At 68.6% G+C, this 21,053-nt stretch carries 18 protein-coding genes; 10 read left to right on the forward strand and 8 right to left on the reverse strand.

The genetic code is table 11. The annotated features are described in order from the left end of the window. Window positions 1–78: 78 nt before the first annotated feature. Window positions 79–2,163 carry a DNA gyrase/topoisomerase IV subunit B gene (locus PKE84_RS19425; protein ID WP_271178885.1) on the reverse strand — a complete coding sequence of 695 codons (2,085 nt, stop codon included), beginning with the start codon at window positions 2,161–2,163 and terminating at the stop codon, window positions 79–81. Between the two features lie 224 nt (window positions 2,164–2,387). Between PKE84_RS19425 and PKE84_RS19430 the strand changes: the two genes are divergently transcribed. From PKE84_RS19430 to alr, 3 genes are read left to right on the forward strand one after another with little or no spacing between them, the layout of a single operon-like run. Then, window positions 2,388–2,624 (forward strand): DUF7455 domain-containing protein, encoded by a 237-nt coding sequence (locus tag PKE84_RS19430; RefSeq protein ID WP_223690763.1) that lies wholly within the window; start codon window positions 2,388–2,390, stop codon window positions 2,622–2,624. Between the two features lie 30 nt (window positions 2,625–2,654). Continuing rightward, entirely contained in the window at window positions 2,655–3,371 is a 717-nt protein-coding gene (locus PKE84_RS19435; RefSeq protein WP_271178886.1) for an alanine racemase C-terminal domain-containing protein, read from the forward strand. Next, window positions 3,368–4,444, forward strand: a complete 1,077-nt coding sequence (gene alr / locus PKE84_RS19440) for an alanine racemase (RefSeq protein ID WP_271178887.1) — start codon at window positions 3,368–3,370, stop codon at window positions 4,442–4,444. The genes PKE84_RS19435 and alr overlap by 4 nt, the downstream gene beginning before the upstream one ends. Before the next feature lie 15 nt (window positions 4,445–4,459). Here the strand turns inward: alr and PKE84_RS19445 are convergent, their stop codons facing one another. The 5 genes from PKE84_RS19445 to PKE84_RS19465 all read right to left on the reverse strand — a co-directional run bounded on the left by PKE84_RS19445 (window position 4,460) and on the right by PKE84_RS19465 (window position 10,383). Beyond that, a complete protein-coding gene (locus tag PKE84_RS19445) occupies window positions 4,460–5,203 on the reverse strand; it encodes a type 1 glutamine amidotransferase (protein WP_271178888.1) in 744 nt (247 codons plus the stop codon). Next, window positions 5,200–6,495: a MurT ligase domain-containing protein gene (locus PKE84_RS19450; protein WP_271178889.1), complete on the reverse strand. Its 1,296-nt coding sequence runs from the start codon at window positions 6,493–6,495 to the stop codon at window positions 5,200–5,202. Before PKE84_RS19450 ends, PKE84_RS19445 begins: the two co-directional genes overlap by 4 nt. A 9-nt stretch (window positions 6,496–6,504) precedes the next feature. Next, the gene (locus PKE84_RS19455; RefSeq protein WP_271178890.1) at window positions 6,505–7,818 is read right to left on the reverse strand and encodes an RNA polymerase sigma factor; all 1,314 of its coding nucleotides are present in this window, start codon (window positions 7,816–7,818) and stop codon (window positions 6,505–6,507) included. A gap of 216 nt (window positions 7,819–8,034) precedes the next feature. Further along, window positions 8,035–9,375: an MFS transporter gene (locus tag PKE84_RS19460; RefSeq protein ID WP_271178891.1), complete on the reverse strand. Its 1,341-nt coding sequence runs from the start codon at window positions 9,373–9,375 to the stop codon at window positions 8,035–8,037. 75 nt (window positions 9,376–9,450) lie between these two features. Beyond that, entirely contained in the window at window positions 9,451–10,383 is a 933-nt protein-coding gene (locus PKE84_RS19465) for a proteasome assembly chaperone family protein (RefSeq protein ID WP_271178892.1), read from the reverse strand. A 107-nt stretch (window positions 10,384–10,490) separates the two neighbouring features. Between PKE84_RS19465 and PKE84_RS19470 the strand changes: the two genes are divergently transcribed. From PKE84_RS19470 to sucB, 3 genes are all read left to right on the forward strand, one after another. Then, the gene (locus PKE84_RS19470; RefSeq protein ID WP_271178893.1) at window positions 10,491–11,978 is read left to right on the forward strand and encodes a leucyl aminopeptidase; all 1,488 of its coding nucleotides are present in this window, start codon (window positions 10,491–10,493) and stop codon (window positions 11,976–11,978) included. A 105-nt stretch (window positions 11,979–12,083) separates the two neighbouring features. After that, window positions 12,084–13,457, forward strand: coding sequence for a dihydrolipoyl dehydrogenase (gene lpdA, locus PKE84_RS19475; protein ID WP_271178894.1), 1,374 nt, complete (start codon window positions 12,084–12,086; stop codon window positions 13,455–13,457). A 65-nt stretch (window positions 13,458–13,522) separates the two neighbouring features. Then, complete coding sequence (gene sucB, locus PKE84_RS19480) at window positions 13,523–15,052, forward strand: 2-oxoglutarate dehydrogenase, E2 component, dihydrolipoamide succinyltransferase (protein ID WP_271178895.1); 1,530 nt, start codon at window positions 13,523–13,525, stop codon at window positions 15,050–15,052. Here sucB and PKE84_RS19485 read toward each other — a convergent pair. Then, complete coding sequence (locus PKE84_RS19485) at window positions 15,049–16,503, reverse strand: hypothetical protein (RefSeq protein WP_271178896.1); 1,455 nt, start codon at window positions 16,501–16,503, stop codon at window positions 15,049–15,051. The genes sucB and PKE84_RS19485 overlap by 4 nt on opposite strands. Before the next feature lie 111 nt (window positions 16,504–16,614). Here PKE84_RS19485 and lipB point away from each other — a divergent pair, with 111 nt between their 5' ends. From lipB to PKE84_RS19500, 3 genes are read left to right on the forward strand one after another with little or no spacing between them, the layout of a single operon-like run. Next, a complete protein-coding gene (gene lipB, locus PKE84_RS19490; protein ID WP_271178897.1) occupies window positions 16,615–17,250 on the forward strand; it encodes a lipoyl(octanoyl) transferase LipB in 636 nt (211 codons plus the stop codon). Then, window positions 17,247–18,236 (forward strand): lipoyl synthase, encoded by a 990-nt coding sequence (gene lipA, locus PKE84_RS19495; protein ID WP_271178898.1) that lies wholly within the window; start codon window positions 17,247–17,249, stop codon window positions 18,234–18,236. Before lipB ends, lipA begins: the two co-directional genes overlap by 4 nt. Before the next feature lie 49 nt (window positions 18,237–18,285). Then, a complete protein-coding gene (locus PKE84_RS19500) occupies window positions 18,286–18,984 on the forward strand; it encodes a DUF4191 domain-containing protein (RefSeq protein WP_271178899.1) in 699 nt (232 codons plus the stop codon). Between the two features lie 50 nt (window positions 18,985–19,034). Here PKE84_RS19500 and PKE84_RS19505 read toward each other — a convergent pair whose 3' ends face one another. Beyond that, window positions 19,035–19,472 (reverse strand): RDD family protein, encoded by a 438-nt coding sequence (locus tag PKE84_RS19505; protein WP_271178900.1) that lies wholly within the window; start codon window positions 19,470–19,472, stop codon window positions 19,035–19,037. 140 nt (window positions 19,473–19,612) lie between these two features. On the opposite strand from PKE84_RS19505, the gene glnA reads away from it, so the two are divergent. Then, window positions 19,613–21,037: a type I glutamate--ammonia ligase gene (gene glnA, locus PKE84_RS19510; protein WP_271178901.1), complete on the forward strand. Its 1,425-nt coding sequence runs from the start codon at window positions 19,613–19,615 to the stop codon at window positions 21,035–21,037. Window positions 21,038–21,053: the final 16 nt, after the last annotated feature.

The following is a 21,053-nucleotide window of genomic DNA, read 5'->3' on the forward strand; positions in this document are numbered from 1 at the left end:
GAGTCCGAACTTGTTGCTCCGACACGCCGGATTTCGGCGCAACAAGTTCGGACTCGATCGCGTGAGCCGGTGCTCGCGCTAGGCGTCGATGCGGGCGCGGGAGAGGTCGTCCGCTCCGGCGATGATGAACTCCTTGCGCGGCGCGACATCGTTGCCCATCAGCAGCTCGAAGACCGCGGAGGCCTGCTCGGCGTCGGGAACGCGCACCCGCCGCAGCGTGCGGTGGTGGCGGTCCATCGTCGTCGTGGCCAGCTGGTCGGCGTCCATCTCGCCCAGCCCCTTGTAGCGCTGGATCGGCTCCTGGTATCGCTTGCCGCGCTTCTTCAGGTCCGCGAGCACGGCCTGCAGCTCCGCCTCCGAGTACGTGTAGATCGTCTCGTTGGGCTTCGTGCCGGGGTTCATGACGATCACTCGGTGCAGCGGAGGAACGGCGGCGAACACGCGACCCTCCTCGATCATCGGGCGCATGTAACGGAAAAACAGAGTGAGCAGCAGGGTCCGGATGTGCGCTCCGTCGACATCCGCGTCGCTCATGATGATGACCTTGCCGTAGCGCGCCGTCGACAGGTCGAAGCTGCGCCCGGATCCGGCGCCGATGACCTGGATGATCGCCGCGCACTCCGCGTTCGAGAGCATGTCGGAGACCGAGGCCTTCTGCACGTTGAGGATCTTGCCGCGGATCGGCAGCAGAGCCTGGTACTCGCTGTCGCGGGCGCGCCGGGCGGTGCCGAGCGCCGAGTCGCCCTCGACGATGAAGAGCTCGCTGTTGCCGACGTCGTTCGACCGGCAGTCGACGAGCTTGGCCGGCAGCGACGACGTCTCGAGCGCGTTCTTGCGGCGCTGCGTCTCCTTGTGAGCGCGCGCCGAGATCCGGGACTTCATCTCGGCCACGACCTTGTCGAGCAGCAGCGCGGACTGCGCCTTGTCGTCGCGCTTGGACGACCCGAACCGCTCGGACATCGCTTTCTGCACCACCTGCGCCACGATCGCCCGCACCGCCGGGGTGCCGAGGATCTCCTTGGTCTGGCCCTCGAACTGCGGCTCGGGCAGGCGCACCGTGAGCACAGCGGTCAGGCCGGCCATCACGTCGTCCTTCTCGAGCTTGTCGTTGCCGACCTTGAGGCGGCGCGCGTTCTGCTCGACCTGCTGCCGCAGGAACTTCAGCATGCCCTGATCGAAGCCGGTCTGGTGGCTGCCGCCCTTGGGCGTGGCGATGATGTTCACGAAGCTGCGCATCACGGTGTCGTATCCGGTGCCCCAGCGCAGCGCGATGTCGACCTGGCATTCGCGCTTGAGCTCGGTCGGAAGCATCGCACCCGAGTCGGAGAGCACCGGAACCGTCTCAGTGAAGTGGCCTTCGCCGGTGAGCCGCCACGTCTCGGTGATCGGGCTGTCGGGGGCGAGGAAATCGACGAACTCCGAGATGCCGCCCTGGTACTCGAACGCGGTCTTCTCCCCCTCGGGGCTCCGCTTGTCGTCGATGGTGATCGTGAGTCCCGGCACGAGGAACGCGGTCTGACGCGCGCGGCCGATCAGGTCGTCGCCCTGGAAGTCCGCACCCTTGGTGAAGATCTGACGGTCGGCCCAGTACCGGATGCGCGTGCCGGTGACGCCGCGCTTCACCTTGCCGACGACCCGCAGCTCGCTGTTCTTCACGAACGGCGTGAAGGGGGCATCCGGGCTCGGTTCGTTCTTGCCGTCGTCGAAGATGCCGGGCTCGCCTCGGTGGAACGACATCGCCCAGGTCTTACCGTCGCGGTCGACCTCGACGTCGAGCCGCTCGGAGAGCGCGTTGACGACCGATGCTCCGACGCCGTGCAGACCACCGGATGCGGCGTACGAGCCCGTGCCGAACTTGCCGCCGGCGTGGAGTTTCGTGAAGACGACCTCGACGCCCGACAGCCCGGTCTTGGGCTCGGCGTCGACGGGGATGCCGCGGGCGGTGTCCCTCACCTCGACGCTGTCGTCGGAGTGCAGGATCACGTCGATCGTCGAGCCGTGACCGGCCAGCGCCTCATCGACCGAGTTGTCGATGATCTCCCAGAGGCAGTGCATGAGACCGCGCGAGTCGGTCGAGCCGATGTACATGCCTGGGCGCTTGCGCACCGCCTCCAGTCCCTCGAGGACGGAGAGGTGTCTGGCCGAATAATCTGAGCTCGCCACGAGCGCTCCTTGCAGAAGTCGAGGCGCCGCGGGTGCTGATGAGGGGGCTGGCGCCATCCCACCCTCCAGCCTACGGAGTCTTCGGGCCGGCGCCCGCCACCGACACCCACGGCCCATGGGCTACGCGTTGAGCGAAATAGCAGGCAAATCACGCAGTGTTCCCGTGAGAACGTGGTTCTATAGAGGTATCGAGTTCACGGGTTGCGATCTGAAAGGAGCATCACATGTCGACGATCACCACGGAGAACGGTGCGGTTGACGAGCTCGCATCGGGGCCGCAACTGACGGCGGCCGACCGTTGCGACAGCTGCGGAGCACAGGCGTACATCCGCGTCGTCGTCAATAACGGCGAGCTCCTCTTCTGCGCTCACCACGGCAAGAAGCACCAGGAGAAGCTGTCGGAGATCGCGCACAGCTGGCACGACGAGACCGCGCGTCTCTTCGAGGACCAGCGCGCGTAGGCTCCGCGACGTTCCCCCTGACTGCTGACGATGGATTCGCGGCCGACGAGTGTGCACAGGCACGCGTTCGTCGACCTCGAACGAATCGTCCGTAACGCAGCAGACAGCGGTTCACCGCTCACCGACTCCACCGCCGACCTCCGCGCCGACGCGTACGGACACGGGCTCATCCCCGTGGCACGTGCGCTGTCGGATGCGGGGGTCGGCGGTTTTCTCGTCTCCCGGTACGAAGACGCAGCCGCGCTTGCAGACGCCGGTCTGAGCGGAGCCGTCGTCGCGAGCGTCGACGACCGGTCCACCCGCGGCCCCCTCATCGGGACCGAGCTGTTCGGCCTGGACGAGGCACGCGGACTGCCCGCGCTCCGGCTCGTCGGCGAGGTCATCGCCGTCAAGCACGTCGGCGCCGATCGCGGTGTCTCGTACGGCTACACCTACCGCACGGCGCAGCCGACGAGCCTCGCGCTCGTCGCCCTCGGGTTCGCCGACGGCATCCCGCGCGTCGCCTCGAACAAGGCGCCGGTGCGTGTCGGTGACTTCACCGGCCGCGTGACGGGCCGCATCGCGATGGACCAGTTCGTCGTCGATCTCGACGGAAACTCCGCCGAGCCCGGTGACCACGCCGTTCTCTTCGGCGATCCGGTGCGCGGCGAACCGAGCGTCGCCGACTGGGCCCGGGTGATCGGCATCGCCGCCCCCGTCATCACCAGCCGGCTCGGCACCCGCATCGAGAGGGTGTACCGCGCATGACGATCACCGACGCCATCGCCGAACCGCTGCCGCGCGCTGTGATCGATCTCGCCGCACTGCGGCACAACGTCTCCCACCTCGCCGCACTCATCGCGCCGTCCGAGGTGATGCTCGCGGTCAAGGCCGACGCCTACGGGCACGGCCTCCTCCCGATCGCCCGCGCCGGGCTCGAATCGGGTGCGACCTCCCTCGCCGTCCTGGAGATCCCGGCCGGCCTGGTGCTGCGCGGGGCCGGTATCACCGTGCCGCTCCTGGCCTGGCTGCACGGACCCGACGCCGACTTCCGCGCCGCCATCGAGGCCGACATCGAACTCGGCGTCTCCGCGCGCTGGCAACTCGACGCGATCGCCGCCGCCGCGGCGGACCGTCCCGCCGTGATCCATCTCAAGGTCGACACCGGCCTCAGCCGCAATGGCGCCACCATCGAGGAATGGCCGGGTCTGATCGATGCCGCCGTGGCCCTGCAGGAGCAGGGCGTGGTGCGCATCCGGGCCGCCTGGTCGCACCTCGCCGACGCCTCCATCGACGACGACGAGAAGGCGCTCGGCGAGTTCCGCGCCGCCGTGGCGATCGCCGAGGAGCGCGGCGCCCGGTTCGAGATCCTGCACCTGGCGGCCAGCTCCGCGGGCATCCGGATGCCGGAGGCCCGCTTCGACCTCGTGCGTCTCGGCATCGCCGCGTACGGCATCTCCCCGTTCGACGACAGCACGGGAGCCGATCTGGGTCTGGTGCCGGTCATGCGGCTGGAGGCTCCGGTGACGGAGATCCACGTCGGCGGCACCTCGCACGCCCGCATCGCCATCGGCTACGGCGACGGCGTGCCCACTCTCGGCATCGCGAAGGCGCACGTCGCCATCGGCGGCATCCCGCGACAGGTGGTCGCGGTGGAGGTCGACTCGATGCTGGTCGAGATGGGCAGCGATCGGGTTCGTGTGGGAGACACGGCGACGCTGTTCGGCCCCGGCGTCAATGGCGAGGTCATCGCCGAGAAATGGGCGGACTGGGCCGAGACGATCGCTGACGAGATGGTCACCGGCGTCGCGCAGCGTGTCCCCCGCGTCTACCTCGGCTGACCCAGCCGTCAGCCGTCAGCCGAGCTTGACCCCGAGGCGATCGGCGATGGCGCGGCGCGCGTTCGCGGCGAACCGGTCGACGTGCTCCAGCTCGCTCGTCGTCGCCAGCGGCTCGGACGTGCCACGGAGCGCAAGCGCAGAGCCGAGCATCCGGTCGGCGAGTGACGGGTTCATCGGGAGCACCGGACCGTGCAGGTGCGTGCCGATCGCAGCCGCGATGCGCACGCCCTCGTACCGCTCGGACGACGACGCCTCGTTTCCGAAGCCGCTGATGACGGTGCCGAGCGGCTCGGCGCCCTCGAGCACGGTGGTCGCGGAGTGGTTCTCGAAGCCGGCGAGCGTTCCCTCGGAGGTGCGCACGACGATCTCGCCCACGTGACGTTCGGCGCCCAGCGTCGCGCGCGTCGGGAACACACCGGCACCGGCCAGTCGCTCGCCGTCGCTCGTCACGAGCTCGGAACCGAGGAGCTGCCAGCCTCCGGCGATCGCCAGAACGGGGACTCCGCCGTCGCGCCAGGCCCGCAGGGCGGGCGCGATGCGCTGGACGTCCTCGAGCACGACGCGCTGCGACGAGAGCGGGCCGCTGCCGATGTGCACGATGTCGATGTCGTCGGGGAGCCGGACGCCGGCCTCGTGCGTCACGACCTCGGTCTCGATCCCCCGCCACCGGGCGCGCTCGACGAGCGCGGTCACGTTGCCGACGTCGCCGTTGATCCCGAGTTCGCGCGGGTAGAGGTGCAGGATGCGCAACGCCGTCATTTCTCGCCGCCCTCCAGGTCGAGGAAGCCGAGCTGCTTGCGGATCAGCATCATCTGCTCGTAGTTCACGATCATGGTCTTGGTGCCGTGCGACGGCTTGGGCAGCGCGAGGAAGGCGTTGAGGGCCGGCCGGAGCTCCGGCACGACGGATCCGACCGGAATGCCCGCATAGCCGAAGCGCGTCGCGAACTGCCAGGCCTTGGTGCCCGAGATCACGTCGACGTGCGCGATCGACGAGAGATCGATGTCGTACACCCACGACGGGTCCGGCGTCCCCTCGTCGACGGCGACGAACACCTGCTCTGGGGCCTCCGCCAGGTAGTCGAGGTTGAGCTGCAGGCTCGGCGGGTTCTTCATCATGATGATCTCGATGTCCTCGTCGCCGACCCGGAGCGTCTCGCCGCGTCCGTAGACGGTGCGGAGCGACGTCATCGCCCTGGTCACCGCGTCGGCACGGAACCGGTCGCCGAGAAGGCGGCGGGCCATCGCCGTCGCGCCGGCCGCGTCGACCGCGTAGTGCAGGCCCCGCGCGGGCAGTGCGATCTCGACGCTCGAAGCAGGTGTCGACGGCCCGGCAGCGGCGAGGTCGAGCGACGCCGTGCGGGCGCCGAGGGACGCGACGGTGACGGTGGGCGGCGGGAGCGTGCCGGAGGCGACGCCCGAGAAGTCCTCGACGTTCGCGAGCCCGTTCGGCGACGCGGCGATCAGAGCAGGAGCGACCTCGAAGGTCGAGACGTCGCGACCCTCGGCGGCGAGCTCGGCGCCCACGCGCGCCAGGCTGTCGTCATCGGCGTTCACCACGACGAACTCGGACGATCGCGCGCCGATCGTACGGAGCATCCCGACCACGCGGGTGGGCTCGAAGAAGCGGTTCAGCTGATCGATCTGCACGTTGAGCAGCAACGACGCCCGCGGCTTGAGCACGGTCGCCAGATCGACGCCGTAGGCCTCGTCGACCTCGATCACCCCGACATCGCCGCGCACATACCCGTCGAGCGGAACGCTCGCCAGTAGAGCGGAGGCGATGCCCTGCGGGAGGTTGCCTCCCGACGGGTTCGTGAAGACGTTCAGACCGTGCTCACGCAGGATGCCCGTGAGCATGTTGGTCGTCGTGGACTTGCCGTTCGATCCGGAGACGAACACGACGCCGAGGGGAAGCCGGCTGACCGACCGCTCCAAGAAACGCGGCGCGATCGCCAGGGCGACCCTGCCGGGCACAGCCGATCCCCCGCCGCGCAGGCGCAGAAGCCAGCGGGCGAGGCGACCGGCGATGACGGCCAGTCTGTAGCGCACTCCCCCGGCCTACTCGAGGTAGTCGCGCAGCGACTGCGAACGCGACGGGTGGCGCAGCTTCGCCATGGTCTTCGACTCGATCTGGCGGATGCGCTCACGCGTCACACCGAAGGTGTCGCCGATCTGGTCGAGCGTCTTCGGCATTCCGTCGCCGAGACCGAAGCGCATGCGGATCACGCCCGCCTCGCGCTCGGACAGCGAGTCGAGGAGGCTCTCGAGCTGCTTCTGCAGCATCGTGAAGCCCACCGCGTCGGCCGGCACGACCGCCTCGGTGTCCTCGATCAGGTCGCCGAACTCGCTGTCGCCGTCTTCACCGAGCGGAGTGTGCAGAGAGATCGGCTCGCGGCCGTACTTCTGCACCTCGATGACCTTCTCCGGCGTCATGTCGAGCTCGCGGCTCAGCTCTTCGGGCGTGGGCTCGCGACCCAGGTCCTGGAGCATCTGGCGCTGCACGCGGGCGAGCTTGTTGATGACCTCGACCATGTGCACCGGGATACGGATGGTGCGCGCCTGGTCGGCCATCGCGCGGGTAATCGCCTGACGGATCCACCAGGTGGCGTAGGTCGAGAACTTGAAGCCCTTGGTGTAGTCGAACTTCTCGACGGCACGGATGAGGCCCAGGTTGCCTTCCTGGATCAGGTCGAGGAACTGCATGCCACGGCCGGTGTAACGCTTGGCCAGCGAGACGACCAGTCGGAGGTTGGCGCCGAGCAGGTGGCTCTTGGCACGCTGGCCGTCACGGGCGACCCAGCGCAGCTCGCGCTCGAGCTCCTTGGGCATGTTCGGCGTGTTCGCGAGCTTGTCCTCGGCGAACAGTCCGGCCTCGATGCGCATCGCGAGTTCGACCTCTTCGGCCGCGTTCAGCAGGGCGACCTTACCGATCTGCTTCAGGTAGTCCTTGACCGGGTCGGCGGTGGCGCCGGTGATCGCGGTGGAGTAGACGGGGATGTCGTCGTCCTCGTCGACGGCGCGCAGTACCAGCGCGCCCGTCGGAAGGGGCTCCTCGACGGCTGCCGGCTTCTCGGTGTCGTCGTCGGTGTCCTCCGCCTTGACCTCGGCATCGTCGCCCTCGGTCTCGGTGGCGTCCTCCGCCGTCTCCACTTCGTCGATCTCGACCGCTTCGTCGTCGCCGACCTCGTCGTCGTCGCTCTTGGCGGCGCGGCCCTTGGGCTTGGTCGCCGCCTTCTTCGCGGCGGGCTTCGCCGTCGCCTTCGGCGCGGCCTTCTTCGCGGCGGGCTTCACGGCCGCCTTCGCGGTCGCTGTCGTCACCTCGTCGACGGCCGGATCGGCCGTCGGAGTCTTCGTTGCTGCACGGGTTGCCATGTGAACACCTTTCATACCAAGCGGAGGGGCCGAGTTCGCGCCTTGGCCTGGCTCAGGTTGCGTGCGGACATTACTAAGACCCATGTCAAGTCCTGGGTCTTTTCGCCGGGCATCGTCAAATGCTCCGAGCCCCTGGATATGAACGGGTCCGAACTACAATTATTGCACGAATCCCGGCCGCCCCCGACCAAACCTCAGCAGCCGTTCCCGGCGCTCTCAGCGGGCCGTCCGGCCCCTGCGGCCTCTCCACGCCTCCATGAGTGCAACCCACAACGGGGCCACTTCTATTCCCTCATCCTCCGAGAGACGGCGCCGGGTGCGGCGCCGTGCATGCAGGAGGAACCCGACGCCGATCCCCACGATCACGTACTGCACCGCGAAGGCCCAGCGGAACGAGTCGAACGCGTAGAGATCAGACGGCTGGCCGGCCGCGACGTGGATCGAATTCTCGGTGTCCAGGACGACGCCGATGAGGAACATCATGATGAAGCTGGCGAGGAAGCCGCCGACGTTCACGATCCCGTTCGCCGATCCCAGGCTGCGCAACGGGTTGAAGGTGCGGGCGAAGTCGAAGCCGATCAGCGAGCCGGGGCCGCCGATCCCGAGCACGACGAGCAGCACGATGAGCATCCAGAGCGGCGGGACGCCCGGCCAGAGCAGCACGAAGGCCCAGGTGACCCCCATCAACCCGACGATCCCGAGCACCAGGTTGCTGCGTCGTGACGGGAAACGTGCCGTCAGCAGGCCGAGGATCGGCCCGGCGATGAGCCCGGCGACCACCGGGACGATCAACAGCCCGGCCGCCTCGGCGGGATCGATCCCGAGCGCGTAGACCATGAACGGGAGCCCCCACATCAGGCTGTACACCGTTCCGGACGACTGCGTCACGAAATGCGACCAGAACCCGAGCTGCGTGCCCGGCCGGGCCAGACTGACCCGGAGCTGCCGCATCGACTCCGCCCAGGAGGCCGGTCGCGGACCCTCCAGCGAGCCGACCGGACGGTCGCTGATCACGACGACGATCCCGATGAAGGCGATCACCGAGAGGGACGCCGCCGTGAGGAAGGCGGTGGTCCATCCGGCCTGGTGCAGGATCAGCGCGAACGGGATGGCGGACAGGACCTGCCCGAGCTGACCGATGTTGCCGATCCATTGCGAGAGCTGCGGCACGATCCGTCCGCTGAACCAGGAGTTCGTCAGGCGCATCAGAGAGGTGAAGACAGTCGCGTCGCCGGCGCCCACCAGGATGCGCCCCGCGATCGCGACGCCGATCGTCGGCGCGAAGGCGACCGTGATCTGGCCGGCGACCATGAACGCCGTGCCGAACGCCATCAGCCAGCGGGAGCCCACCCGGTCGATCAGCACGCCGACCGGGATCTGCATCGCCGCGTAGACGACGAGTTGCACGACCGCGAGCGTCGAGAGCACCGAGGCCGAACTGTGGAAGCGCTCGGTCGCGGCCACACCGGCGACACCGATCGTGGTGCGCTGCATCACGGCGATGAGATAGGCGAAGACGCCGACCCCGAAAATCAGCCAGGATCGACGCGAGTTCACCCGTCAAGCGTATTACCGTCGCGGAGGCTCCCGTGCGTGGGCCCTGCTTCGACGACGGGTCGGCGGAGCATCCGGTCAGGAAGCGGCCGGACCGCCCGGCTCGTCGTCGCCGTGACGGCGGAAGGCGAGGAAGTTCTCGAGTTCGGCGGCGATCTCGTCGGCCGACGGCAGCTCCCCCTCGCTGTCGGTCAGAGGGGACCGCAGCTGGTTGTCTTCCATATAACTGTCGTGGCGCTCCTCGAGGGTGCCCACCAGCCGCGCCAGTTCGGCGTTGCCTGCGACCTGTTCGTCGATGTTCGCGATGAACTCCCTGTCCTCCTGCCGCAACCGGTCGGTCGGGAAGATCAGGCCGGTCGCTGCGCTGATGCTGTCGAGCGCCGTGATGGCGGCGGCCGGGTACTCCGTGTCGGCCAGATAGTGCGGGATGAGCAGGATGAACCCGGCGATCGGGTACGACAGCTGCTGCAGCCGGTACTCCAGCAGGTGCAGCGCATTCGCCGGCACCTGGGTGTGCGGCTTCCAGATCGACATCGTCTCGATCAGCTCGGAGCGGTTGCCGCTGACCGTGACGCCGATCGGGCGGGTATGCGGCACCGGCATCGGGATGGCGTGCACCCACGTGACGCTCTTCACCTTGAGCTCGTCCAGCAGCCCGAGCACGGCCTGCGTGAAGCGCTCCCATTGGAAGTCTGGCTCGAAGCCGGAGAGGAGGAGGAACGGCTGGCGCAGCTCGTCGTACGCCAGATAGAGCTTGAGCGTCGCCGGCTGGTAGTCGGTGAGGTGATCCTGATCGAAGTAGATGATCGGGCGGCGCGCGCGGTAGTCGAGCAGGATGTCGGCGTCGAACGTCGCCACGACGTCGGTGTCGAGCGTTCCGAGAAGGTAGGTGCCGAGCTGGCTCACGCCGGAGCCCGCGTCGGCGAACCCGGTGAGGCCGGCGACCAGGTGGAGACCCTCCGGGACCTCGAGGGCCGGATTGCGGTCGTACAGTTCGCCAGGATCGTGCATGTTTTAACTCTAGGCCGACCCCTGCGGGCGAATCCTGCGAACAGGCCGCGAAGCCTCACGCCCACAGCGAACAGGGGGCTCGCGGCCCCGGGCGGTAGATTCGATGCATGACGGTTCCTTCTCTCTCGCTCTCCCCCGCAGCCACTCCTTCTTCCTCGTCCGACATCGTGCTCATCGCCGCCCGCCTGTCCGGCGGGACCGCCACCCTGTTCGCCGTGGAGGGCTACGAGGCCGTCGCAGCTCAGCTGGACGCGATCGGGTTCACGGGCGGACGCGACGAGCTGGTGCGACTGCCCGGCCTCGAGGGCGGCACGCCCATCGCCGTGATCGGCGTTCCGGACGCGGTGGATGAGGACGCGCTGCGGTATGCCGCCGGGTCGGGCATCCGGCAGCTCGCGGGCACGGGATCGGTGAGCATCGCGTTCCCGGTCGAGGGTGACGAGCAGCTCGGCGCGGTTCTCGAGGGCGCCGCTCTCGGTTCGTACGCCTTCACCGCCTATCGCGAGGCTTCCAAGTCGGCGACGAAGACACCGGTCGCGACCATCGAGGTGCTCGGCTCGAGCGCCGACGGCGACCAGCTCGTGGCGCGGGCGACCGCCGTCGCCGAGGCCGTCGCCCTGGTGAAGGATCTCGTCAACACGCCTCCTCTCGACCTCTATCCCGAGACGCTCGCCGAGGCCGCGCGCTCGAATGCGCAGGGCCTCCCCGTCGACGTGACCGTCTGGGATGAGAAGCAGCTCGCCGCCGACGGCTTCGGCGGCATCCTCGGTGTCGGTCAGGGCTCCACCCGGCCCCCTCGCCTGGTGAAGGTCACCTACAACCCCGCCGGTTCGACCGCGCACCTCGCCCTCGTCGGCAAGGGCATCACCTTCGACACCGGCGGGCTCTCCCTCAAGCCGCCGACCGGCATGGTCGGCATGAAGTACGACATGACCGGCGCCGCGACCGTGCTGGCCGTGACGCTCGCCGCCGCTCGTCTCGCCCTCCCCGTGACCGTGACCGCGTGGCTCTGCATCGCGGAGAACATGCCGTCGGGCTCGGCGATCCGGCCGAACGACGTGCTCCGCATCCGCGGCGGCCGCACCGTCGAGGTGCTCAACACCGACGCGGAGGGGCGCCTCGTGATGGCCGACGGACTCGTGGCCGCCAGCGAGGAGAAGCCGGATGCGATCGTCGACGTCGCCACCCTGACCGGTGCCGCCATGGTCGCTCTCGGCACGCGCTACGCCGCTGTGATGGGTGAGGACGCCCTCGTCGAGCGGGTGCTCGACGCGGCCAAGACCAGTGGCGAACTGCTCTGGCCGATGCCGCTCCCTGGCGAGCTGCGTGCGACCATCAACTCCGACGTCGCCGACATCGCCAACGCGAACCCCGGCAACACGGCAGGCGGGATGCTCCTTGCAGGAGTCTTCCTGCAGGAGTTCGTCGGACGCACAGGAGATGCGGAGGATTCGCCCCGCATCCCGTGGGCCCACCTCGACATCGCCGGACCGGCGAAGGGTCCGGCCGCGCCCTACGGATTCACCGGCAAGGGCCCGACCGCCGTGACCGTCCGTGCGCTCATCCGGTTGGCCGAGGACTTTTCACGGAAGTAGTAGGGTCGTAGAGGCAAGAAAATCTTGCCGAATCAACGCCTGCCCACGAGTGATCCCTCGGGGCAGGGTCGTGTCACGAATCCTGATGCGCGAGGGAGTAGCTGGGTGTCTGAGCAGAACTTTGACATTGTGGTGCTCGGCGGTGGAAGTGGAGGCTACGCAGCAGCGCTGCGTGCGGCCGAGCTCGGTTTCACCGTTGGCATGATCGAGAAAGACAAGGTCGGAGGCACCTGCCTGCACCGAGGATGCATTCCCACCAAGGCGCTGCTTCACGCCGCCGAGGTGGCCGACTACTCGCGTGAGTCGTCGAAGTACGGCATCATCACGGAGTTCCAGGGCATCGACATCAACGGTGTCACCGAATACCGGCAGAACATCATCGCCAAGAAGTACAAGGGCCTGCAGGGCCTGGTGAAGGCTCGCGGCATCACGGTCATCGAGGGCGAGGGCCGTCTGGTCTCCCCCACGACCGTGCAGGTCGGCGAGAACACCATCGTCGGCAAGAACGTCATCCTGGCCACCGGCTCCTACTCCCGCTCCCTTCCGGGGCTCGAGATCAGCGGCCGTGTCATCGCCAGCGAGCAGGCGCTCGAGCTCGACTTCGTTCCCAAGAAGGTCGCCGTGCTCGGCGGCGGTGTGATCGGCGTCGAGTTCGCCAGCGTCTGGAAGTCGTTCGGCGCCGAGGTCACGATCATCGAGGCCCTCCCCCACCTCGTCCCCAACGAGGACGAGGCCATCAGCAAGTCCCTCGAGCGCGCGTTCCGGCGCCGCGGGATCGACTACCGTCTCGGCGTGCGGTTCGCCGGCGTCACCCAGAACGAAGACGGCGTCGTCGTCTCGCTCGAGAACGGTGACACCGTCGAGGCCGAACTGCTCCTCGTCGCCGTCGGGCGCGGCCCGAACACCGCCAACCTCGGCTACGAAGAGGTCGGCGTCACGATGGACCGCGGCTTCGTCATCACCGACGAGCGCCTGCACACGAACATCCCGGGCGTCTACGCCGTCGGCGACATCGTCCCCGGCCTGCAGCTCGCGCACCGCGGGTTCCAGCAGGGCATCTTCGTCGCCGAGGAGATCGCGGGCCTGAACCCGATCGTCGTGGCGGACGTCAACATCCCCAAGGTCACCTACTGCGACCCCGAGGTCGCGTCGGTCGGCCTCACCGAGGCCAAGGCGGTCGAGCAGTACGGCGCCGACAAGGTGTCGAGCTACGACTACAGCCTCGCCGGCAACGGCAAGAGCGAGATCATCGGCACCAGCGGCTCCGTCAAGGTCGTCCGCGTGGTCGACGGCCCCGTCGTCGGCGTGCACATGATCGGTGCCCGCGTCGGCGAGCTCATCGGCGAAGCACAGCTCGCGGTGAACTGGGAGGCGTACCCGGAGGACATCGCTCCGTTCGTGCACGCTCACCCCACGCAGAACGAGTCGCTCGGAGAGGCCTTCCTCTACCTGGCGGGCAAGCCGCTGCACACTCTTTAGGTCCGTCGATCGTCGACGCGACTGCAATAAGCTACTGAACGAATTGGTTTGAAGGAGACAAGCTCATGAGCGAATCCGTCAGCCTCCCGGCACTCGGTGAGAGTGTCACGGAAGGCACGGTCACCCGCTGGCTGAAGAACGTTGGCGACCGTGTCGAGGTCGACGAGCCCCTGCTCGAAGTCTCGACCGACAAGGTCGACACCGAGATCCCGTCACCGATCGCCGGCGTGATCGAGGCGATCCTGGTGCAGGAGGACGAGACCGTCGAGGTGGGCACCGCGCTCGTGACGATCGGCGACGGTTCCGGCGGTGGCGAGGCTCCGGCCGCGCCGGCCGCTGAGGCCGAGGCTGCTCCGGCACCTGCCGAGGCTGCGCCTGCCGAGGCCGCGCCTGCCGAGGCCGCACCGGCAGAGGCCGCTCCGACAGAGGCCGCTCCGACAGAGGCTCCGGCACCTGCCGAGGCACCGGCTCCGGTCGCTGCCGCTCCGGCTGCGGCGCCTGCGCCCGCTCAGGAGGCTCCGGCTCCGGCTGAGGCTCCGGCCCCCGCCGCGGAGACGCCCGCTCCGGCGGCCGCCCCCGCCGAGGCACCCGCGGCAGCTGCTCCTGCCGCTGCTCCGGCGCCCGCCGCGGCGCCTGCTCCCGCCGCCGCGCCTGCTCCCGCAGCATCGTCGGGCGGTGCACACGCCGGCAACGCGGGCTACGTCACCCCGATCGTCCGCAAGCTGGCGAACGAGCAGGGCATCGACCTCGCGAACGTCACCGGCACCGGTGTCGGCGGACGCATCCGTAAGGAGGACATCCTCTCGGCTGCTGCTCCCGCTGCTGCGGCCGCCCCGGCCGAAGCAGCACCCGCTGCCGCACCGGCTCCCGAGGTCTCGCCGCTGCGCGGCACGACCCAGCCGATGTCGCGTCTGCGCAAGGTCGTCGCCGAGCGCGCCGTCGTCTCGATGCAGTCGTCCGCTCAGCTCACCACCGTGGTCGAGGTCGACGTCACCAAGGTCGCCGCGTTCCGCGACAAGGTGAAGGCCGACTTCCAGGCCAAGACGGGCGTCAAGCTCTCGTTCCTCCCGTTCTTCGCTCTGGCGGCGGCCGAGGCGCTGAAGACGTACCCCGTCATCAACGCCACGATCGACGGCGACTCGATCGTCTATCCGGACCACGAGAACATGTCGATCGCGGTCGACACCGAGCGCGGCCTGCTGACCCCCGTGGTCCGCAATGCGTCCGAGCTCGACCTCGCCGGGCTCGCCGCGGAGATCGCGGACCTCGCCGAGCGCACCCGCGAGAACCGCCTCAAGCCGGATGAGCTGGCCGGCGGCACGTTCACGCTAACCAACACCGGTTCGCGTGGCGCGCTGTTCGACACCCCGGTCGTCTTCCTCCCGCAGGTCGCGATCCTGGGCACCGGCATCGTCACCAAGAAGCCCGTGGTCATCTCGGCCGACGGATCCGACTCGATCGCGATCCGCTCCACCGTGTACCTTGCGCTGTCGTACGACCACCGCATCGTCGACGGTGCCGACGCCGCTCGCTTCCTCGTCGCGGTGAAGAACCGCCTCGAGGGCGGCGACTTCGCCGGCAACCTGGGCATCTAATCGCGATAGACATCACGTAAGCGCCAACCGGCCTCGTTCCTGACCATCAGGACCGAGGCCGGTTCGCTTTTCCCGCTCGCCCCGCTCTGCGCGGCAGACGGTGTCGCCGACACCAGCGCCGCATCGCCCCAGCGCTGCACCAGCGCCAGGCGGGCATCCGAGAAGTCCCGGAGCACGTCCGCCCCGACCGCACCGAGCGCGGCGGCATCCTCCCGGTACAACGCCGAGTCGACCCTCAGCGATGTTTCGAGGCACGACGGCTTGGAAGCGGCACGGAAGCAGGCCAGCCGGGCGGCAAGCAGGCCCGCTGCCGCGACCACCGGATCATCGGATCGCAGCCGCTGATCGCCCGTGCCACCACCACTGCTACCTGAGGCCATGGACGTCGCTGTTGCCCGCGGAGACGACGCGGAGGCCGAGGGTGTGGACACGGCGCCTGACGGGGCATCCTGGGCGGGAGACGCCGGCGGAACCGCGCCAGAGGTCGGGGCGTCCGGGGGCACCATCGCCACCGCGAGAGCTGCCAGCGCGATCGGCGTCACGGCCACGGCCACCAGTTTCCTGCGCGTGCCGAGCCATCCGGTGACCCGCTGCACGATCGCCGCGATCGGGTGCCCCTCCAGAACTGTGTCGAGCATCCCCGCGTGCGGAGCCATGGCCCGCGACGGCACGGCGTGCGACGCCAGCGCGGCGGTCGGCCGAGTGTCCGGACCGGCGACGTCGCCACTCCCGACGGGAATCAACACCGCCTCGGGCTCGACCGCGACCGCCACCGCGTCGGACACGGACTCCCAGCTCCCCGACCGGAGCGGCTCACGGATCGCCTCCAGGATCCGATCACCATCGGCCCTCGGGAGGGAGCCTGCCAACCGGTCTGCGAGGCGCAGGAAGCCGCGGCGGTCGCCGTCGGCGCTGTCCGCCGTCAGACGGCGCGCTCCCGCCAGGGACGCGAGCGCCGGGCAGGAGTCGTGCCGGAACACGACGCACCGCGTGGTCAGCGCCCCGTGGGCCCAGCCGCGCTCGTTCAGGGCCGACAGCCCCGCTGCCACCCCGAGCAGGACCGTGGCCACCTCCCCCGCCCTCAGGTAGGTGCGGTGCGCGAGCAGGTCGGCGAGCAGCCCGCCTGAGGCGTGTTCGCGAAGCACGGCGGGCACCACCGTCGTCCCCCTCAGCTCGCGGCGCCGTGTCGTCTCCGTCACCACCTCGACGAGCCCGAGCAGATGCTCGGACGCGCCGGGGGCCGCGAGCTCGATCTCCGTCTGCACCCTGGTGTGCGCATCCGGCGACGGCGTCTGCAGCCAGAGTTCCACGGGGAAGGCAGCACCGGACGGGAGCACGAGCTGACGCAGTTCGCGCTCATCGGCTGCCAGCGTCGCCAGCGTCGTCCAGTCGTGCTGAGCGGCCAGGGCCGAGGCGCGACGCGCGAGGTCGAGTGCGGGTGTCGGCGCCATGACTCCATCCCAGTCCAGCTCCCGCGGACCGGCAACCGTCCGACGCACGTCGGTGCACAACGCGCGGTCGAAGTGGACTGTGGAGAACCGGCGAGCGCATAGACTGACCCGGTGACCGCGTTTATCGTCACGGGGCTAAGCGCCAACTCCGTGCCGTATCTCGAGGCCCTCGAACAGCAACGTGCCCTGCACGCCGCTGTCGTCGCAGGCCGGGCGCCCGATACCGTCATCCTCCTCGAGCACCCGTCGGTGTACACCGCCGGCAAGCGAACCGAGCCCGACGAAAGGCCGACAGACGGAACACCCGTCATCGATGTCGACCGCGGCGGGAAGATCACCTGGCACGGGCCGGGTCAGCTCGTGGGGTACCCGATCTTCCATCTCGCCGAACCGATCGACGTCGTCGGATACGTCCGCCGGCTCGAGGGCATCCTCATCGACGTGCTCGCCGACCTCGGCGTGACCGGCGAGCGGGTGCAGGGCCGTTCCGGCGTCTGGATCCGCGGGGTGCAGCGCGACGAGAAGATCGCCGCGATCGGCATCCGTGTCGCCGAGGGGGTGACGATGCACGGCTTCGCCCTGAACTGCTCCAACGGGTTCGAGGCGTACGACGCCATCGTCGCCTGCGGCATCCGGGATGCGGGGATCACCTCGATCAGCCGCGTGCTCGGCCGCACGGTGACGCCTCAGGACGTCGCGCCGCTCGTCCAGGCCCGCTTCGAGCAGGAACTGGCGGCCGTCGCGTGAGCGCCGCACCCGAGGGACGCCGGATGCTGCGTCTCGAGGTCCGCAACGCCGAGACACCGATCGAGCGCAAGCCCGAGTGGATCAAGACCAAGGCGAAGATGGGGCCGGAGTACCGGCAGCTGCAGTCGCTGGTGAAGAGCGAAGACCTGCACACCGTGTGCCAGGAGGCCGGCTGCCCGAACATCTTCGAGTGCTGGGAGGACCGCGAGGCGACCTTCCTCATCGGCGGAGCGCAGTGTACCAGGCGCTGCGACTTCTGTCAGATCGACACCGGCAAGCCGGCCGACTACGACACCGATGAGCCGCGTCGCGTCGCCGAGTCCGTCACGCGGATGAGTCTGCGCTACGCGACGGTGACCGGCGTCGCCCGCGACGACCTGGACGACGAGGGGTCGTGGCTGTACGCCGAGACGATCCGCGAGATCCATCGGCAGAGCCCCGGCACGGGCGTCGAGATCCTGGTACCCGATTTCTCCGGCAACCCGGACTATCTCGGCGAGGTGTTCTCGGCCGAGCCGGAGGTGTTCGCGCACAACGTCGAGACCGTGCCCCGGATCTTCAAGCGGATCCGGCCGGCGTTCCGCTACGACCGCTCCCTCAACGTCATCACCCAGGGACGCGCTGCCGGGCTCATCACGAAGTCCAACCTCATCCTCGGGATGGGCGAGGAGCGCGACGAGGTCAGCCAGGCGCTTCGCGACCTGCACGACGCCGGAACCGACATCATCACGATCACCCAGTATCTGCGCCCGAGTGCGCGGCATCTGCCGGTGGCGCGCTGGGTGCATCCGGACGAGTTCGTCGAGCTGAAGCACGAAGCCGAGGAGATCGGATTCCTCGGGGTGCTCGCCGGTCCCCTCGTGCGATCGTCCTACCGCGCCGGGCGCTTGTGGGCCCAGTCGATGCAGGCGAAGGGCCGTCCGGTGCCACCCGAACTGCAGCAGCTGGCCGACGCGTCACTCGGGTTCGCACAGGCGGTTTCCTGAACGCGAACGAGGTCACGCCGAGCCCGGTCTTGCCGGTATCCTTAGACCTATGGCACGCAAGGACAAGTCCACCAAGGAGCCCGGCCGTCTGAAGCAGATGTGGCAGGTCTTCCAGATGACCCGCCGCTACGACAACCGGGCCGTCGCATACATCGTCGGCGGACTCGTGCTGCCGATCATCGTGGGCGTTCTCCTGTCGATCTTCCTGTCCGACGGCAACGTCTTCACGATGATCCTCTGGATCGTCGCCGGGCTGCTGGCCGGCGTGCTCATCGCGCTCATCATCCTCGGCCGCCGTGCCGAGCGTGCCGCCTACTCGCAGATCGAGGGTCAGCCCGGTGCCGTCGGCGCCGTGCTGCGCAGCTCGCTCAAGCGCAGCTGGCGCGGGTCAGAGATGCCCATCGCGGTCAACGGCAAGACGCAGGACGCGGTCTATCGCGCCGTCGGCCGTGGCGGCGTGGTGCTGATCAGCGAGGGTCCCAAGACCCGCACCGTCCGGATGCTCGACGAGCAGCGCCGCAGCGTCAACCGCGTGCTCCCGAACGTACCGGTCACGACGATCAGCGTTGGTCCGGATGCCGACTCGGTGCCGCTGCACAAGATCCCGCGCACGCTCGCCAAGATCAAGCCGACGCTCACCAAGGCCGAGGTCATGGCGATCAGCAACCGTCTGCAGTCGCTCGAGAACCCGATGCCGATCCCCAAGGGCATCGACCCGATGAAGGTACGCGCGCAGCGTTCCCGCTGACCCGCCGCGCTCAGGGCTGACCCGCCGCGCTCAGGGCTGACCCGCCGCGCTCAGGCGCGGATGAGGACCGTCCCAGCGATCTTGTCGTGGAAACCGCGCTGATCGGAGTCCCAGACCAGGGCCGGCACGACGACGCAGAGCAGCAGGGTGCGCACGATGGGCCGCCAGATCCCGATCCAGCCGCCCTTGAGCGCGACCACGCGCATCCCGAACACGCGGTGGCCGATGCTGCCGCCGATCGTCGGGATGAAGACGATCTGCATCAGGGCGAAGATGCCGAGGGTCGTCCAGCCGTCCGCTGTTCCGTCATGACGGAACAGGCCCCACGAGATCAGATACGCCAGTCCCCAGTCGATGACGAGGGCGCCGATCCGGCGCCCGGCGCGGCCCACGGAGCCGCGGCCCTCCTCGGGGAGACCGAGGCGCTGCCCGGGATATCTGCTCGGTGCGATGTCGCCGGAACGGGAGGCGGAGGGATTCTGGGGCACCCTCGCAAGTTTACCGGCCAGGGGTACGCGTAACATGCCGGAAACATTTGCGTCACCGCGGGGAAACTCCCTCCCCCTAGGTTGGGACTCGGGCTGCACGCGCAGTCCGCCCCGCTTCAACCCATTTGGGAGTCCTCCGCATGTTCCGTGATTCTTCCGAGGTGCTCAAGTTCATCAAGGACACTGACGTCAAGTTCCTTGATATCCGCTTCACCGATCTGCCCGGTGTCCAGCAGCACTTCAACATCCCCGCGTCGACCGTTGATGAAGAGTTCTTCTCCGTCGGCCAGCTGTTCGACGGCTCGTCCATCCGCGGCTTCGCGTCGATCCACGAGTCCGACATGCAGCTCATCCCGGATGTCTCGACGGCATACGTCGACCCGTTCCGCGCCGAGCGCACGCTCATCATGGTCTTCGACATCTACAACCCGCGCAACGGCGAGATCTACGCGAAGGACCCGCGTCAGGTCGCCAAGAAGGCTGAGAAGTACCTCGCCTCCACCGGCATCGCCGACACCGCGTTCTTCGCCCCCGAGGCGGAGTTCTACATCTTCGACGACGTGCGCTACGAGGTGAAGCAGAACTCCAGCTTCTACTCCGTGGACTCCGAGGAGGGCGCCTGGAACAGCGGCCGCGTCGAAGAGGGCGGCAACCTCGCCAACAAGACCCCGTACAAGGGCGGCTACTTCCCCGTCTCGCCGGTCGACAAGCAGGCCGACCTCCGCGACGACATCTCGCTCAAGCTGATCGACGCCGGGCTCATCCTGGAGCGCGCGCACCACGAGGTCGGCACCGGCGGCCAGGCCGAGATCAACTACCGCTTCGACACCATGGTGCACGCGGCCGACGACATCCTGAAGTTCAAGTACATCGTGAAGAACACGGCGCAGGAGTGGGGCAAGGTCGCGACCTTCATGCCGAAGCCGCTCTTCGGCGACAACGGCTCGGGCATGCACACGCACCAGTCGCTGTGGAACGACGGCAAGCCGCTGTTCTACGACGAGGCCGGCTACGGCGGCCTGTCCGACCTGGCCCGCTGGTACATCGGTGGCCTGCTGAAGCACGCCCCGGCTGTGCTCGCCTTCACGAACCCGACGGTGAACTCGTTCCACCGCCTGGTCCCCGGCTTCGAGGCCCCGGTCAACCTGGTCTACTCGGCCGGTAACCGTTCGGCGTCCATCCGCATCCCGATCACGGGCACGAACCCCAAGGCGAAGCGCATCGAGTTCCGCGCACCGGATGCCTCGGGCAACCCGTACCTCGCGTTCGCCGCTCAGCTCATGGCCGGCCTCGACGGCATCAAGAACCGCATCGAGCCGCACGAGCCGGTCGACAAGGACCTCTACGAGCTCCCGCCCGAGGAGGCCAAGAACATCCCGCAGGTCCCCGGTTCGCTGGGCGAGGCCCTGGACGCGCTGGAGGCCGACCACGACTTCCTGCTCGCCGGCGGCGTCTTCACCCCGGAGCTCATCGAGACCTGGATCGACTACAAGCGCGAGAAGGAGATCAAGCCCCTCGCGCAGCGTCCGCACCCGTTCGAGTACGAGCTGTACTTCGGCGTGTAACGACCGCTCGCTGCAC

Source organism: Leifsonia poae, assembly GCF_027921845.1.
GTDB lineage: Bacteria > Actinomycetota > Actinomycetes > Actinomycetales > Microbacteriaceae > Leifsonia > Leifsonia poae.

What these genes read in the sequence shown, in the direction of transcription:
- PKE84_RS19500 (WP_271178899.1), top strand. Translation starts at nt 18,286, where the DNA reads ATGGCACGCAAGGACAAGTCCACCAAGGAGCCCGGCCGTCTGAAGCAG.
- PKE84_RS19465 (WP_271178892.1), bottom strand. Translation starts at nt 10,383, where the DNA reads ATGCACGATCCTGGCGAACTGTACGACCGCAATCCGGCCCTCGAGGTC.
- PKE84_RS19455 (WP_271178890.1), bottom strand. Translation starts at nt 7,818, where the DNA reads ATGGCAACCCGTGCAGCAACGAAGACTCCGACGGCCGATCCGGCCGTC.
- PKE84_RS19445 (WP_271178888.1), bottom strand. Translation starts at nt 5,203, where the DNA reads ATGACGGCGTTGCGCATCCTGCACCTCTACCCGCGCGAACTCGGGATC.
- sucB (WP_271178895.1), top strand. Translation starts at nt 13,523, where the DNA reads ATGAGCGAATCCGTCAGCCTCCCGGCACTCGGTGAGAGTGTCACGGAA.
- PKE84_RS19435 (WP_271178886.1), top strand. Translation starts at nt 2,655, where the DNA reads ATGGATTCGCGGCCGACGAGTGTGCACAGGCACGCGTTCGTCGACCTC.
- PKE84_RS19470 (WP_271178893.1), top strand. Translation starts at nt 10,491, where the DNA reads ATGACGGTTCCTTCTCTCTCGCTCTCCCCCGCAGCCACTCCTTCTTCC.
- PKE84_RS19430 (WP_223690763.1), top strand. Translation starts at nt 2,388, where the DNA reads ATGTCGACGATCACCACGGAGAACGGTGCGGTTGACGAGCTCGCATCG.
- PKE84_RS19485 (WP_271178896.1), bottom strand. Translation starts at nt 16,503, where the DNA reads ATGGCGCCGACACCCGCACTCGACCTCGCGCGTCGCGCCTCGGCCCTG.
- alr (WP_271178887.1), top strand. Translation starts at nt 3,368, where the DNA reads ATGACGATCACCGACGCCATCGCCGAACCGCTGCCGCGCGCTGTGATC.
- glnA (WP_271178901.1), top strand. Translation starts at nt 19,613, where the DNA reads ATGTTCCGTGATTCTTCCGAGGTGCTCAAGTTCATCAAGGACACTGAC.